Here is a 12,912-nt window from a genome sequence, read left to right as displayed (position 1 = left end):
CGGCGCGCTGGGCGCCTGCCGAAGTCGTCATCCACTTCCGTCACCTGCCGGGGATCGGGGCGGGGGCGTCGGTCATGGCCTCGGGGGCCAGGACCAGGGGGATGTGGGCGGCGGTCAGCGGGGCGCCGGGGGCGGGGCTGGGGACGCCCTTGACGGTGCCGTCGGGGGCGAGGAAGGCGGGGTCGCCGCCGGGGACCATGCCGAGTTCGCGGGCGCGCCGCTGGAGGGCCTCCGGGGCGGAGTAGGCGTCGATGTCCCGCTGGAGGGCCTGTTCCTCGTCGGTGAGGCTCTTGGTCTCACGCTGCAGGTCGTCGAGCTCGAACGCGCCTTCGCTGAGGGCCGAGTTCAGCACCAGCAGGCAGATGAGCCCGCCGCCGAGGAGGAGGACCACCAGGAGGACGAAGGGCGTGCGGGCCGCCTGCCCGGGGCCGGTCGGGAAGAGTCGCGCGAGTCGGGCCGCCCGCCCCTTCAGTTCGGGTTTGCTGCTCACTCAGGCTCCCTCGGTCCGGCCTGCACACGCCTCACTCGACGTCCTCCCTGATGCGCTGGGCGCCCCGCAGCCGCGCCGGTGCCGCACGCCGGTTCTCGGCGATCTCGCCCTCGGTGGGGAGTTCGGCACCGCGCGTGAGCAGCTTGAGCCGCGGCTGGTAGCGCTCGGGCACGACGGGCAGCCCGGGTGGCGCCGTGGTGGCGGCCCCCGCCGCGAACACCTGCTTGACCAGCCGGTCCTCCAGCGAGTGGTACGACAGCACCGCGATCCGCCCGCCCACGTCGAGCGCCTTCACGGCGGCCGGGATCGCCCGCTCGAGCACGGCGAGTTCGCCGTTGACCTCGATGCGCAGGGCCTGGAAGGTGCGCTTGGCCGGGTTGCCGCCGGTGCGCTTGGCGGCCTGCGGCAGCGCGTCCCTGATCAGTTCGACCAGCCGCGCGCTGTTGCTGAACGGCTCCTTCTCCCGCTCGCGCACGATCGCGCTCACGATCCGCTTGGCCTGCTTCTCCTCGCCGTACGCGCGCAGGATGCGCACGAGTTCGCCCGGCGGGTAGGTGTTGAGGACCTCGGCGGCGCTGACGCCGGCCGTCTGGTCCATGCGCATGTCGAGCGGGGCGTCCTGGGCGTAGGCGAAGCCGCGGTCGGCCTCGTCGAGCTGCATGGAGGAGACACCGAGGTCGAACAGCACGCCCCGCACGCGCGCGATGCCGAGCTTGTGCAGCACCTCGGGGAGTTCGTCGTACACGGCGTGGACGAGGGTGGCGCGCTCGCCGTAGGGCGCGAGGCGCTCACCGGACAGGCGCAGGGCCTCCTTGTCGCGGTCGAGGGCGACGAGACGGGCCTCGGGGAACCTCTCGAGGAGCGCCTCGCTGTGGCCGCCGAGTCCGAGGGTGCAGTCGACGACCACGGCGTCCGGGCTCTGAAGGGCGGGTGCCAGCAGATCCAGGCACCGCTGGAGCATCACCGGGACGTGTCGACTCTGACTCAAGGGGCCCTCTCAGATCCGACGCGGCCGTACGCACCGCCGGGTCCCCGCCCGCTCGTGAAGGGGAGGCCCGCCGGCGCCGGAAGCGTCAGCCGACCGGGAGCGGGAGGAGGCCGAGCCGTACGTACGCGCCGCGCACGTGGGGAGATCGCCGGGCGTCGCCGGGTCTCCGGGAAAAGCAGTCCAGCGGGGAGAGACTCGCCTCCCGCTTCGCGTCACTTTAGTCCACCCTGTCTCCCGGTCAATCAACCGGCCTGCGCGTCGCGGCCCGTAACACACCACCCTTGTGGGTTACCTCACTACAAGGCCCGATGACGTTCTTTGTCCCCTCTCACAGCAGGCCGAGAACAGTCGTGACCAGTACCGTCATGGGTATGACGACTTCTGCATCGTTTCCCACTGGCCAGGACGCCGCGACCACCGGCGGCACCGTCACCGACCGGCTCGTGGAGGCGAACCAGCGTTACGCGGCAGCCTTCACCGACCCCGGCATGGACGCCCGCCCCGTCCTGCACGTCGCCGTCGTGGCCTGCATGGACGCCCGTCTCGACCTGCACGCCGCGCTGGGCCTGCAGCTCGGTGACTGCCACACCATCCGCAACGCGGGCGGTGTGGTCACCGACGACGTGATCCGTTCGCTGACCATCAGCCAGCGGAAGCTGGGGACGCGCAGCGTCGTGCTCATCCACCACACCGGGTGTGGCCTGGAATCGCTCACCGAGGACTTCCGCAACGAGCTGGAGCTGGAGGTCGGCCAGCGTCCGGCCTGGGCCGTCGAGTCCTTCAGGGACGTCGACCAGGACGTGCGGCAGTCGATGCAGCGGGTTCGGACCTCGCCGTTCCTGGAGCACACGGACGACGTGCGGGGATTTGTCTTCGACGTGAAGACGGGCCTCCTGCGCGAGGTCGACCCCGCCTCCTGACCTGGGCGCTGAGGGCCGCCCACCCCGGAAGACCACCTGCCGTGGCTGCCGAAAGCCTGTCAGTCGCATATTCGAAAAGGATGCAAGGCCGACATATCGCGGCCAGTTGTCCACAGTCGAGTGACACGAATCGGTAACGGCAGCAAGAATGCGGGGGAGTGGCGTCACGCTGAGCATTTCAGGCGTGGGGTCCGTGGTTCGGGGTGGGCCGGCCAGCGTCTTGGCGCGTCGGCCCGGGAAATTGGGGTATCCCGTGCTCCCTGAGAGCGCGGGAAGGGCCGAGGAGGGCCGGGTGACGACCTATGACGATCGAGCGAGCCTCACTGACTTGACCGCCGTGGTGGAGCGCGTGCGGGATTCTGTGGAAGGCGTGATCGAGGGCAAGCCCGAGGTCGTACGGCTCTCGCTGACCGTGCTGCTCGCCGAGGGACATCTGCTGATCGAGGACGTCCCGGGAGTCGGCAAGACGATGCTGGCCAAGGCGCTGGCGCGGTCCATCGACTGCTCGGTGCGGCGCATCCAGTTCACGCCGGACCTGCTGCCGTCGGACATCACCGGTGTGTCCATCTGGGATCAGCAGCGCCGTGACTTCGAGTTCAAGCCGGGCGCGATCTTCGCGCAGGTGGTGATCGGCGACGAGATCAACCGCGCCTCGCCGAAGACGCAGTCCGCGCTCCTGGAGTCGATGGAGGAGCGCCAGGTCACCATCGACGGCACGACCTACGAGCTGCCCAGCCCGTTCATGGTGGTGGCGACGCAGAACCCGGTCGAGATGGAGGGCACCTACCCGCTGCCCGAGGCGCAGCGGGACCGCTTCATGGCCCGGGTCTCGGTCGGCTACCCCAGCGCGGAGGCAGAACTGCAGATGCTGGACGTGCACGGCGGTGTCTCGCCTCTGGAGGACCTCCAGCCGGTCGCCCACGCGGACGAGATCCTCAAGCTGATCGAGGCGGTGCGCGGCGTCCACGTCGCCGAACCGGTCCGGCGCTACGCGGTGGACCTGGTCGCCGCCACGCGCACGCACCCCGACCTGAGACTGGGCGCCTCGCCGCGTGCGACGCTGCACCTGCTGCGCGCGGCGAAGGCGACCGCGGCCCTCAGCGGCCGGGAGTACGCCCTGCCGGACGACGTGCAGGCACTCGCCGTCGCCGTCCTGGCCCACCGGCTGCTGCCCACCGCGCAGGCCCAGCTCAACCGCCGTACCGCCGAGCAGGTCGTCGAGGAGATCCTGCAGCGCACCCCCGTGCCGGCGGCGCCCCATCAGCAGAGCGGCTTCGGCGCCATGGGCCGAGGCGTGCCGGCGTATCCCTCGCAGCCGCCGCGGAGGCTCTGATGACGACCGCGGGGACGGGGCACGCGGAGGCCGACCGGGACGAGAAGGGTGGCATCCGCACCGCCCTGGCCGGTCTGACCACCCGCGGACGCTCCTTCCTGGCGGCCGGCGTCGCGGCCGCCGTCTGCAGTTACGTGCTGGGGCAGAGCGACCTGCTGCGCGTGGGTCTGCTGCTGGCGGTGCTGCCGCTGGTCTGCGCGACGGTGCTGTACCGCACCCGCTACCGGGTCGCGGGCAGCCGGCGCCTCTCCCCCGCGCGTGTGCCGGCCGGCGGCGAGTCCCGGGTCCATCTGCGGATGGACAACGTCTCGCGCCTGCCCACGGGCCTGCTGATGCTCCAGGACCGGGTGCCGTACGTGCTCGGTCCGCGGCCCCGTTTCGTGCTCGACAGGGTGGAGGCGGGCGGCCGGCGCGAGGTGTCCTACCGGGTCCGCTCCGACCTGCGCGGCCGCTACCCGCTGGGCCCGCTCCAGCTGCGTCTGACCGATCCGTTCGGCATGTGCGAGCTGACCCGGTCCTTCTCGACGTACGACACCCTGACGGTGATCCCGCGCGTGGAACCGCTGGCTCCGGTGCGCCTCGGAGGCGAGGCGAAGGGGTACGGGGACGGTCGGCAGCGGTCGCTCGCGCTGGCCGGTGAGGACGATGTGATCCCGCGCGGGTACCGCCACGGCGACGACCTGCGCCGGGTGCACTGGCGTTCCACCGCCCGCTACGGCGAGCTGATGGTGCGGCGCGAGGAGCAGCCGCAGCGTGCCCGGTGCACGGTGCTGCTCGACACCCGCGGCATCGCCTTCCACGGCGCGGGCCCGGACTCGGCCTTCGAGTGGGCCGTGGCGGGCGCCGCGTCCGTGCTGGTGCACATGCTCGAACGGGGCTTGTCGGTCCGGCTGCTGACGGACACCGGCAACGCGGTGCCCGGCGAGGGCGGGGACGGTTTCGCGGGCACGAGCCAGGAGTCGGCCGACGCGGCCGGACTGCTGATGGACACCCTCGCGGTGATCGACCACTCCGAGGGCGCGGGCCTGTCCCGGGCCTATGACGTGCTGCGCGGCGGGAACGAGGGGCTGCTGGTGGCCTTCCTCGGCGACCTGGACGAGGAGCAGGCGGCCGTGGCGGCCCGGATGCGCCACCGCAGCCAGGGCGCGGTCGCCTTCGTGCTGGACAGCGACACCTGGATCCGGGAACCGGGCGACGTGCCCGGCCCGTTGGACGGGAGCGGGGAGCGGCTGCGGTTGCTGCGTGAGGCGGGATGGACGGCCCTGGGCGTGCCGCGCGGCGCCTCGCTGGACGAGCTGTGGCGGCACGCGGACCGGGAGCGCAGGGGCGTGGCCGCGGCGAGCGGCGGGGAGGGACCGTGATGAGCGGGCGGGTACGACTGACGCTGGGGGCGTGGGCGGCCACACTGATGGCCGCGTGCGCCCTGCTGCCCCTCGTCAGACCGGTCACGTGGATCGTGCAGGCCGCCTTCCTGCTGGCCGTGCAGTCCGGCGTGGGCGCCGCGGCCCGCAGGGTGCCGCTGGCCCGTCCGCTGACGGTGGCGGCCCAGGCCGTGGTCACGGTGCTGATGCTGACGTTCGTGTTCGTCCGTGAGCAGGCCCTGGCCGGGCTGGTGCCCGGACCGCAGGCCCTCGACCGCTTCGCGCTCCTGCTCCGCCAGGGCGGGGAGGACATCGCGCGGTACGCGATACCGGCGCCCCTGGAGTCCGACGGCATCCGGCTGATGCTGATCGGTGGTGTCCTGATCATCGGGCTGCTGGTGGACACCCTGGCGGTGACCTTCCGCAGCGCGGCCCCGGCCGGGCTGCCACTGCTCGCGCTGTACTCGGTGGCCGCGGGTCTGTCGGACGGAGGCGCGGACTGGCTGTGGTTCCTGGTGGCGGCGGCCGGCTATCTGATGCTGCTCCTGGCCGAGGGGCGGGACCGGCTCTCCCAGTGGGGCCGGGTCTTCGGCGGTGCCCCGCGCACGGCCGGAGGGGAGCCGAGCGGCGCCGTCGCCCCGGTCCGCGCCGGCCGGCGCATAGGCGCGGTGGCGCTCGGCATCGCCCTGGTGGTGCCGGTCGGCCTGCCCGCGATGAACGGCGGCCTGCTGGACTCGGTGGGCACGGGTGCGGGCGGCGGCGCGGGCGGCGGCGGCACGATCTCCGCCGTGAACCCGCTGGTGTCACTGCGCGACAGTCTGAACGTGGACGAGGACCGGCAGGTCCTCTCCGTGAAGACGAAGATGACCGACGTCTCGGACCTGTACCTGCGGATCGTGTCGCTGGACGACTTCGACGGCACCACCTGGAAGCCGTCCCGCCGGTCCATCACCGCCGTCCCCGGCGGCACGTTCCCGACCCCGGTCGGCCTCGGCCCCGACGTCAAGCGCACCGAGGTCGAGAGCACCATCACGGCGGCCGGCTGGTACGCCCAGGACTGGCTGCCCATGCCGTATCCGCCGAGCGGCGTGGACATCAGGGGCAACTGGCGCTACGAGCCGCTGGGCATGACCCTCGTCGGCGACCACGGGCAGAACACGCGTGGCCTGACGTACCAGGTCAAGAGCCTGGACGTGCAGCCGACGGCTGAGCAGCTGTCGTCGGCGCCGCCACCGCCGGCGGACATCGGGCGTGACTTCACCAGGCTTCCCGACTCGCTGCCGCCGGTGGTGGCCCGCACGGCCCGCCAGGTCACAGCGGGCGCCGCCAGTCCGTACGACAGGGCGGTCGAGCTGCAGGACTGGTTCGCGGTGACCGGCGGCTTCGAGTACGACACCCGGGTGCAGGTCGGCAGCGGCTCGGACGCGATCGCCCGCTTCCTGAGGGACAAGCAGGGCTTCTGCGTGCACTTCTCCTTCGCGATGGCGGCGATGGCCCGCTCCCTGGGCATACCGGCGCGGGTCGCGGTGGGCTTCGCGCCGGGCTCCCCGCAGGCGGACGGTTCGGTGTCGGTGGGGCTGCGCGACGCGCATGCCTGGCCGGAGCTGTACTTCGAGGGTGTGGGCTGGACCCGCTTCGAGCCCACACCGAACCGCGGCTCGATCCCGCCGTACACGCTGCCGGAGGACTCCGGCAGCTCGGTACCGGACGTGGTGCGCCCGACCGAGACGTCGTCCGCGGCGCCTTCGGCGGCGCCCTCGGCGAGTGAGAGCTGCACGCCGGAGCAGAAGAAGCTGGACGGCGGGTGTGCGAGTGACTCCCCGCAGGCGGTGCTGCCCACGGACGACGGCGGCCCGAAGTGGTACGCGATCCTGGGCTGGGTCCTCGCCGGCCTCGCGGTGGCGGCACTGCCGCTGGCACCGATGCTGTGGCGGACGCGGATCCGCGCGGCACGGCTGGGGGCGCATGGCCGCGGCGAGGCGGACACGGTACCGCGCACGCTGGCCGTCTGGCAGGAGCTGACCGACACCGCGTGGGACTTCGGCATTCCGCCCGACGAGTCGCTGACCTCGCGCAAGGCGGCCGCCCGGATCGTGCGGCTGGGCGACCTCGACGCGTCGGCCGCGGCCTCGGTGCACCGGGTGGCGGACGCGGTGGAGCGGGTCCTGTACGCACCGCGTCCCCGGCCGACGGCGGGCCTCACCGAAGACGTCCACCGTGTGACGGCGGGCCTGCGCGCGACGGCCGGCCGCGGGGCCGGGCTCCGCGCGGTTCTCGTGCCGCGCTCCACCGTGCGTGTGGTGTGGGCGGCGTCGGCCTGGTGGTCGGGGCTGGGCAGGCGTGCCGTCGCACTGCGGCCGGTGTGGCGGAAGGCCTCGGGGCAGCAGGGCTGAGGGCGCCGGAGCCCAGGGCCATGCACAGGGCGTGGACATGAGTCAGGGGGTGACCACCGAGTCGGTGGTCACCCCCTGACTCACGTCTACGCGTAGTCCTGGAGAGCCGCGCTGCGGGCTAATGGCCGCCCTGCTCGTCGCGCCGCTTCTGCCAGCGCTGCTCGATGCGGTCCATCATGGAGCGCCGCTGCCGGCTCTGACGGCGGGCCTGGTGCCCTCCGCCCCCCGCCACCTGTTCACCCGGCTTGGGAGCCTTCCGCCAGCCGGTCACGGCGAGCACCGCGCACCCCAGCATGACGAGGAAGCCCACGACGCTGAGCCAGACCTGCTTGGCGACCATACCGGCCATGAGGAGCGCAATACCCACAAGGAAGCCCGCGACCGCCTGGTAGACCCGTCGCCGGGTGTACGTACGCAGCCCGCTTCCCTCGAGCGCCGTCGCGAACTTGGGATCTTCGGCGTACAGCGCTCGCTCCATCTGCTCGAGCATGCGCTGCTCGTGCTCCGAGAGCGGCACGGAGTCCTCCTCATCGTGCAGTCGCCGGGGCGACCCGGGGGTCCCTTCAGGATAGGCAGGGAATCGCCCCCGTGAAACCCGCCCCTCTGCGCCAATTGGCCAACCGGAACCTGCCATCACGTCCCGGCCCGCTGAGGCTTCCATTCCCCGGCGGCCGACCCGTCATGCCGTAACGGTCTCCCTCGATCATACGGCGCCAGGCACCCGTTCGGGGGGCCTGTGGCGTACTCCATGCACAGTCAAGGTGCTGATCAGCGGTGGTCCCTCAGGAAGCGGCTCAGACCTCGCGAGCCCCTTCAGCCTCACTGGCCCCATTGGTCTGGACTGTCTCACCGGTCTCACCGAGCACGTGCAGCTGCGTGGCGACCGAACGGAAGGCGGGAAGCTCGGCCGCGGCCTCCTCCAGCTTCAGCAGCGCTTCCACCGCTCCGGGTTCGGTGTCCACGAGGACGCCGGGCACGAGGTCGGCGAAGACCCGCACGCCGTGCACGGCGCCGACCCGCAGACCCGCGGCCTCGATCAGGCCGGTGAGCTGCTCGGCGGTGAACCGGCGCGGGACGGGGTCACCCGTGCCCCATCGGCCGTTCGGGTCGTCGAGCGCCTGCTTGGCCTCCTTGAAGTGACCGGCGAGGGCACGGGAGAGCACGGCACCGCCGAGACCGGCGGCGAGCAGGCTGAGGACGCCTTCGGGGCGCAGTGCGGCCACCGCGTTGCGGACGCCCTCGGCCGGATCGTCCACGTACTCCAGGACGCCATGGCACAGCACCACGTCGTAGCCGCCGCGCTCGGCCACGTCGAAGAGGCCGTGGGCGTCGCCCTGTACGCCCTTCACCCGGTCGGCGACCTGGGCCTCGGCGGCGCGGCGCTCCAGGGCGAACAGCGCGTTGGGGCTCGGATCGACGACGGTGACCCGGTGTCCGAGGCGGGCGAGGGGCACCGCGAAGTTGCCGCTGCCGCCCCCGGTGTCGAGGACGTCCAGCGACTCCCGACCCGTGGCCTTGACCCGGCGGTCCAGGGCGTCCTGGAGGACCTCCCAGACCACGGCGGTACGGAGTGAGGCGCGGGGGCGCATCGGGTCCGACACGTCAGTTGACTCCTCGGCACGGCACCGCCTCTTGCGCGGCGGAGCGAAGGGGGCGTCTTCCCCGGTCCGGATACGGACGGGAAGACTTCAGGCGTCTCCCACCCTATTGCCTCCGGCGAGGTGGCAGGCATGGCCCGGTCCCCACCGTGCCGTGGCCGCGCTGCCCGTCATGAGCCGCCGCCCTCGCGCGGCCGACCCCGCCGCTCCCCGTCAGCCCGCGTCCGGCATGTCCCCGCCCGCACCCAGGGCCTCCGGCTCGTCCCGGTTCGGTCGCGGCTGCGGGAGGACCGGTTGGAGGACGAGCATGCGCTCGACGAGGCGGAGGAACATCGCCACGTCGCGTATCAGGTCATCGGCGTCCCGGTTGGTGGCCGCGCCCTGGATGCCCGCCTCGGCCCGGGCGCGGCGCCGGGCGCCGGCGGCGAACAGCGCGCTCCACTCGGTCAGTTCGGGCGCGATCTCGGGGAGCACTTCCCACGCGCTCCTGATCTTGGCGCGGGCCCGGGGCGAGGTCTCGGGCCGCCCGCGGGCGGCGAGCACGGCGGCGGCGGTGCGCAGGGCCGCGAGGTGGGCCGTCGCGTACCGCTCGTTCGGTGTTTCCAGGACGGTCGCCTCCTCCAGGCCCGCGCGGGCCTGGGCGAGCAGGTCGAGGGCTGCGGGCGGGGCCGTGGTCCGGCGCAGCACGGGGTGCACGTCGCTCGCCGGGCCGGTCAGTGAGGGGGCAGGGCCGGTGGCGCGGCGCCGGCGGGCGGCTGCTGCGGGGTAGCTGGCCATGACGAACCTCCTGTCGTCTGCGTGACGGCGTCTCCTGCCACGGAGTGCCGTATGTGACCCATCGTGAGGTATGGCACTGACAATCCGTTCTGACCTGCCGTTTTGCCTCGGTCCTGAGTTCGGAGTAGTTTTTGCACTGACCAGTCAGTTCAAAAAGTTCACGATCGAAGGAGACTCGTGGGGGAACGAGTGGGAGGAGTCCGGGTCGCCGCCGAGGGCCTGGGCCTGAAGGGCCCGCGCGGATGGGCGTTCCGAGGGGTGTCCGTGGACGCCGGGCCGGGATCGGTCGTCGCGGTCGAAGGCCCGTCCGGGTCCGGCCGGACGTGCCTGCTGCTGGCGCTGACCGGTCGGATGAAGCTCACGGAAGGCACCGCCACCGTCGGTGAGGCCGCGCTTCCCAAGGAGATGGCGGCGGTGCGCCGCGTCAGCGCCCTGGCCCATGTGCCCGGGGTCACCGACCTCGACCCGGCCCTCACCGTCGGTGAGCACCTGCGGGAACGGGCGCTGCTGCAGCGGCGGTTCGGCGACTCCCTGCGCGGTCTGCTGCGCCCCCGGAGCGAACGGGCCGCCGAGGCCGGGCTGCGCGTCGGCGAGGCACTGGCCGCCGCCGGTCTCGATCTGGAGACGCTGCCCAAGGGCCCCCGCACGGCCGTACGCGATCTGGAGCGCCTGGAGGCGCTGCGGCTGTCGGTCGCTCTCGCCCTGGTCGGCCGGCCTCGGCTGCTCGGGATCGACGACACCGACCTCAAGCTCTCGGACGGCGAGCGCGACGACGTCTGGGGCCTGCTCAGGTCCGTCGCGGACGCCGGGACGACGGTCGTGGCGGTGTGCGCCGAGGCCCCCGAGGACGCGGTCAGAGTGACCACCCAGGAGAGCGGGAGCGACACCCCGGGCCGGGCCACCGACGAGACCGACGCCGATCAGGGAGAGGAGAAGGCCGATGCGCTCACCGAAACTGGCCGCGCTTGAACTCCGCCGCTTCGGCCGGGGGAAGCTGCCGCGCGCCGCACTGGTCGCGCTGCTGGTGCTGCCGCTGCTGTACGGCGCGCTGTACCTGTGGTCGTTCTGGGACCCGTACGGCCGTCTGGACCGCATCCCGGTGGCGCTCGTGAACGACGACAAGGGCGCGAGCGCTGACGGGAAGAGGATCACGGCGGGGGACGACATCACCGAGCGGCTGCGCGACAGCAAGACCTTCGACTGGCACGAGGTGAGCGCCGCCGAGGCCCGCAGGGGCGTCGAGGACGGCACGTACTACCTGTCGCTCACCATGCCCGCCGACTTCAGCGAACGGATCGCCTCCAGTTCCGGGAGCTCCCCCGAGTCCGGCGCCCTCCAGGTGCGCACCAACGACGCGAACAACTACATCGTCGGGCAGATCTCCCGGACCGTGTTCAGCGAGGTGCGGCAGGCGGCGTCCACGAAGACCTCCCGGTCCTTCCTGGACAAGATCTTCGTCTCGTTCTCCGACATCCACGGCAAGACCGTGCGGGCGGCGAAGGGGGCCGACCAGCTCAAGGGCGGCATAGGCAAGGCCGAGAAGGGCTCCAAGGACCTCGCCGACGGCCTGCGGGACGCCAGGAACGGCAGTGGCGAGCTGTCCCGGGCCCTGCGGAAGCTCACCAAGGGCGCGGGCGCCCTGGAGACCGGTTCGCAGGGCGTCGCCGACGGCACGCGCAAGCTCGCCGACTGGGTCAACGGCAAGTCCGCCAAGGTGGGCCCCTTCATCAGGGGAGACGAGAAGAGCATCGGCGACGCGGCTCAGCTCGTCGCCGACTCCTCCGGGGCGATGCGCAGGCACCTGGACACCCTGGCGGACAGGGCCCCGGGCGCCGCCAAGGGCGCCCGCGCGGCGTCCGGCACGCTGAACGACGTCTACGCACGGCGCTGCGACGACCCGGTGCTGCCCGACGCCGCCTGCGCCGACCTGAAGAAGGCCAGGGACGCGGTGGCCGACGTGTCCACCATCGCGGACGACCTCAACACGCTGATCGCGGACCAGAACGGCGACCTGGACCGGCTCGACAAGAACCTCGCCACCCTGCAGAAGCGGTCCCAGGCGCTCGCCGACCGGGCACCGCGACTCTCCGAGGACCTGGACGACGCCGTCGAGAAGATCAACAAGCTGAACGACGGGGCTGCCAAGGTCGCCGCGGGCGCCAAGAAGCTGCACTCGGGGCTCGGCAAGGCCAAGGACGGTTCCGTCGCCCTGGACCAGGGCGTCGGCGAGCTGAAGACGGGCGCGGACGACCTCAACGGCGGCATCTTCAAGCTCGTCGGCGGGTCCGGGAAGCTCGCCGGCGGCCTGCACGACGGGGCGGAGAAGATCCCCGACTACGACAAGCAGGACCGCGACCGGCGCACCGAGGTCATGGCCGACCCCGTGCGGCTCGCCTCCCAGGACCTGCACAAGGCACCCAACTACGGCACCGGTTTCGCCCCGTACTTCATCCCGCTCTCCCTGTGGGTGGGCGCGATGGTCGCCTACATGCTGATCACGCCCATGAACCGGCGTGCGCTGGCCGCGGGTGCCTCGGCGTGGCGGATCGCGCTGGCGGGCTGGCTGCCGGTGGTGGCGATCGGGGTGCTGCAGACGGTGGCCCTGATGTCGGTGCTGCACTGGGCGGTCGGCCTGGAGATGGCCCGGGCGGCCGGAACGGTTAGCTTCCTGTTCCTGGTGACGGCCTGCTTCGCGGCGATCGTGCAGTGGCTGAACGCGCGCTTCGGGGCGGCCGGCCGGATCCTCGTCCTCGCGCTGCTGATGCTCCAGCTGACCTCGGCGGGGGGCACCTATCCCGTGCAGACCAGTCCCGGCTTCTTCAACGCGCTCCACCCCTTCCTGCCGATGAGCTACGTCGTCGAGGCCCTCAGAAGGCTCATCACCGGCGGCGGCATGGAACCCGTGTGGCAGGCGTGCGTGGTGCTGACGGCGTTCACCGCGGGTGCCGTCGCGCTGACCGCCGTGGCGGCCCGTCGCCGCCAGGTGTGGACGCTGGACCGGCTGCACCCGGAGCTGAGTCTGTGAGCCCTTCCGTCGCCTCACCCCGATCTT

The 12,912-nt window shown here is 72.4% G+C and carries 11 protein-coding genes; 6 read left to right on the top strand and 5 right to left on the bottom strand.

Annotation, left to right across the window (positions count from 1 at the left end; genetic code table 11):
• Positions 1-40: 40 nt before the first annotated feature.
• Both ftsL and rsmH read right to left on the bottom strand, forming a co-directional pair.
• Entirely contained in the window at positions 41-490 is a 450-nt protein-coding gene (ftsL, locus tag IE212_RS31290) for a cell division protein FtsL (RefSeq protein WP_190201348.1), read from the bottom strand.
• Positions 491-521: 31 nt separating this feature from the next.
• Complete coding sequence (gene rsmH / locus IE212_RS31285) at positions 522-1,478, bottom strand: 16S rRNA (cytosine(1402)-N(4))-methyltransferase RsmH (protein ID WP_190201347.1); 957 nt, start codon at positions 1,476-1,478, stop codon at positions 522-524.
• 308 nt (positions 1,479-1,786) lie between these two features.
• Between rsmH and IE212_RS31280 the strand changes: the two genes are divergently transcribed.
• The 4 genes from IE212_RS31280 (at position 1,787) to IE212_RS31265 (ending at position 7,485) form a co-directional block, all read left to right on the top strand.
• Complete coding sequence (locus IE212_RS31280) at positions 1,787-2,398, top strand: beta-class carbonic anhydrase (RefSeq protein ID WP_190201346.1); 612 nt, start codon at positions 1,787-1,789, stop codon at positions 2,396-2,398.
• Between the two features lie 292 nt (positions 2,399-2,690).
• Positions 2,691-3,731 (top strand): AAA family ATPase, encoded by a 1,041-nt coding sequence (locus IE212_RS31275; RefSeq protein ID WP_190201345.1) that lies wholly within the window; start codon positions 2,691-2,693, stop codon positions 3,729-3,731.
• Positions 3,731-5,092, top strand: coding sequence for a DUF58 domain-containing protein (locus tag IE212_RS31270; protein WP_190201344.1), 1,362 nt, complete (start codon positions 3,731-3,733; stop codon positions 5,090-5,092). Before IE212_RS31275 ends, IE212_RS31270 begins: the two co-directional genes overlap by 1 nt.
• On the top strand, positions 5,092-7,485 hold the full coding sequence (locus tag IE212_RS31265; RefSeq protein ID WP_190201343.1) for a transglutaminase TgpA family protein: 2,394 nt from the start codon (positions 5,092-5,094) through the stop codon (positions 7,483-7,485). The genes IE212_RS31270 and IE212_RS31265 overlap by 1 nt, the downstream gene beginning before the upstream one ends.
• 118 nt (positions 7,486-7,603) lie before the next feature.
• Here the strand turns inward: IE212_RS31265 and IE212_RS31260 are convergent, their stop codons facing one another.
• The 3 genes from IE212_RS31260 to IE212_RS31250 all read right to left on the bottom strand — a co-directional run bounded on the left by IE212_RS31260 (position 7,604) and on the right by IE212_RS31250 (position 9,860).
• Positions 7,604-8,002 (bottom strand): SCO2097 family morphological protein, encoded by a 399-nt coding sequence (locus IE212_RS31260; RefSeq protein WP_190201342.1) that lies wholly within the window; start codon positions 8,000-8,002, stop codon positions 7,604-7,606.
• Positions 8,003-8,279: 277 nt separating this feature from the next.
• The gene (locus IE212_RS31255; RefSeq protein WP_190201341.1) at positions 8,280-9,086 is read right to left on the bottom strand and encodes a methyltransferase; all 807 of its coding nucleotides are present in this window, start codon (positions 9,084-9,086) and stop codon (positions 8,280-8,282) included.
• Positions 9,087-9,296: 210 nt separating this feature from the next.
• The gene (locus tag IE212_RS31250; RefSeq protein ID WP_190201340.1) at positions 9,297-9,860 is read right to left on the bottom strand and encodes an SAV_6107 family HEPN domain-containing protein; all 564 of its coding nucleotides are present in this window, start codon (positions 9,858-9,860) and stop codon (positions 9,297-9,299) included.
• Between the two features lie 189 nt (positions 9,861-10,049).
• On the opposite strand from IE212_RS31250, the gene IE212_RS31245 reads away from it, so the two are divergent.
• Entirely contained in the window at positions 10,050-10,829 is a 780-nt protein-coding gene (locus IE212_RS31245; RefSeq protein WP_190201376.1) for an ATP-binding cassette domain-containing protein, read from the top strand.
• On the top strand, positions 10,801-12,885 hold the full coding sequence (locus IE212_RS31240; RefSeq protein ID WP_190201339.1) for a YhgE/Pip family protein: 2,085 nt from the start codon (positions 10,801-10,803) through the stop codon (positions 12,883-12,885). Before IE212_RS31245 ends, IE212_RS31240 begins: the two co-directional genes overlap by 29 nt.
• Positions 12,886-12,912: the final 27 nt, after the last annotated feature.

The organism is Streptomyces djakartensis (assembly GCF_014651075.1).
GTDB lineage: Bacteria > Actinomycetota > Actinomycetes > Streptomycetales > Streptomycetaceae > Streptomyces > Streptomyces djakartensis.
This window is presented reverse-complemented; position numbering and strand designations above follow the sequence as displayed.

What these genes read in the sequence shown, in the direction of transcription:
- IE212_RS31280 (WP_190201346.1), top strand. Translation starts at nt 1,787, where the DNA reads ATGACGTTCTTTGTCCCCTCTCACAGCAGGCCGAGAACAGTCGTGACC.
- IE212_RS31270 (WP_190201344.1), top strand. Translation starts at nt 3,731, where the DNA reads ATGACGACCGCGGGGACGGGGCACGCGGAGGCCGACCGGGACGAGAAG.
- IE212_RS31265 (WP_190201343.1), top strand. Translation starts at nt 5,092, where the DNA reads ATGAGCGGGCGGGTACGACTGACGCTGGGGGCGTGGGCGGCCACACTG.
- IE212_RS31250 (WP_190201340.1), bottom strand. Translation starts at nt 9,860, where the DNA reads ATGGCCAGCTACCCCGCAGCAGCCGCCCGCCGGCGCCGCGCCACCGGC.
- IE212_RS31240 (WP_190201339.1), top strand. Translation starts at nt 10,801, where the DNA reads ATGCGCTCACCGAAACTGGCCGCGCTTGAACTCCGCCGCTTCGGCCGG.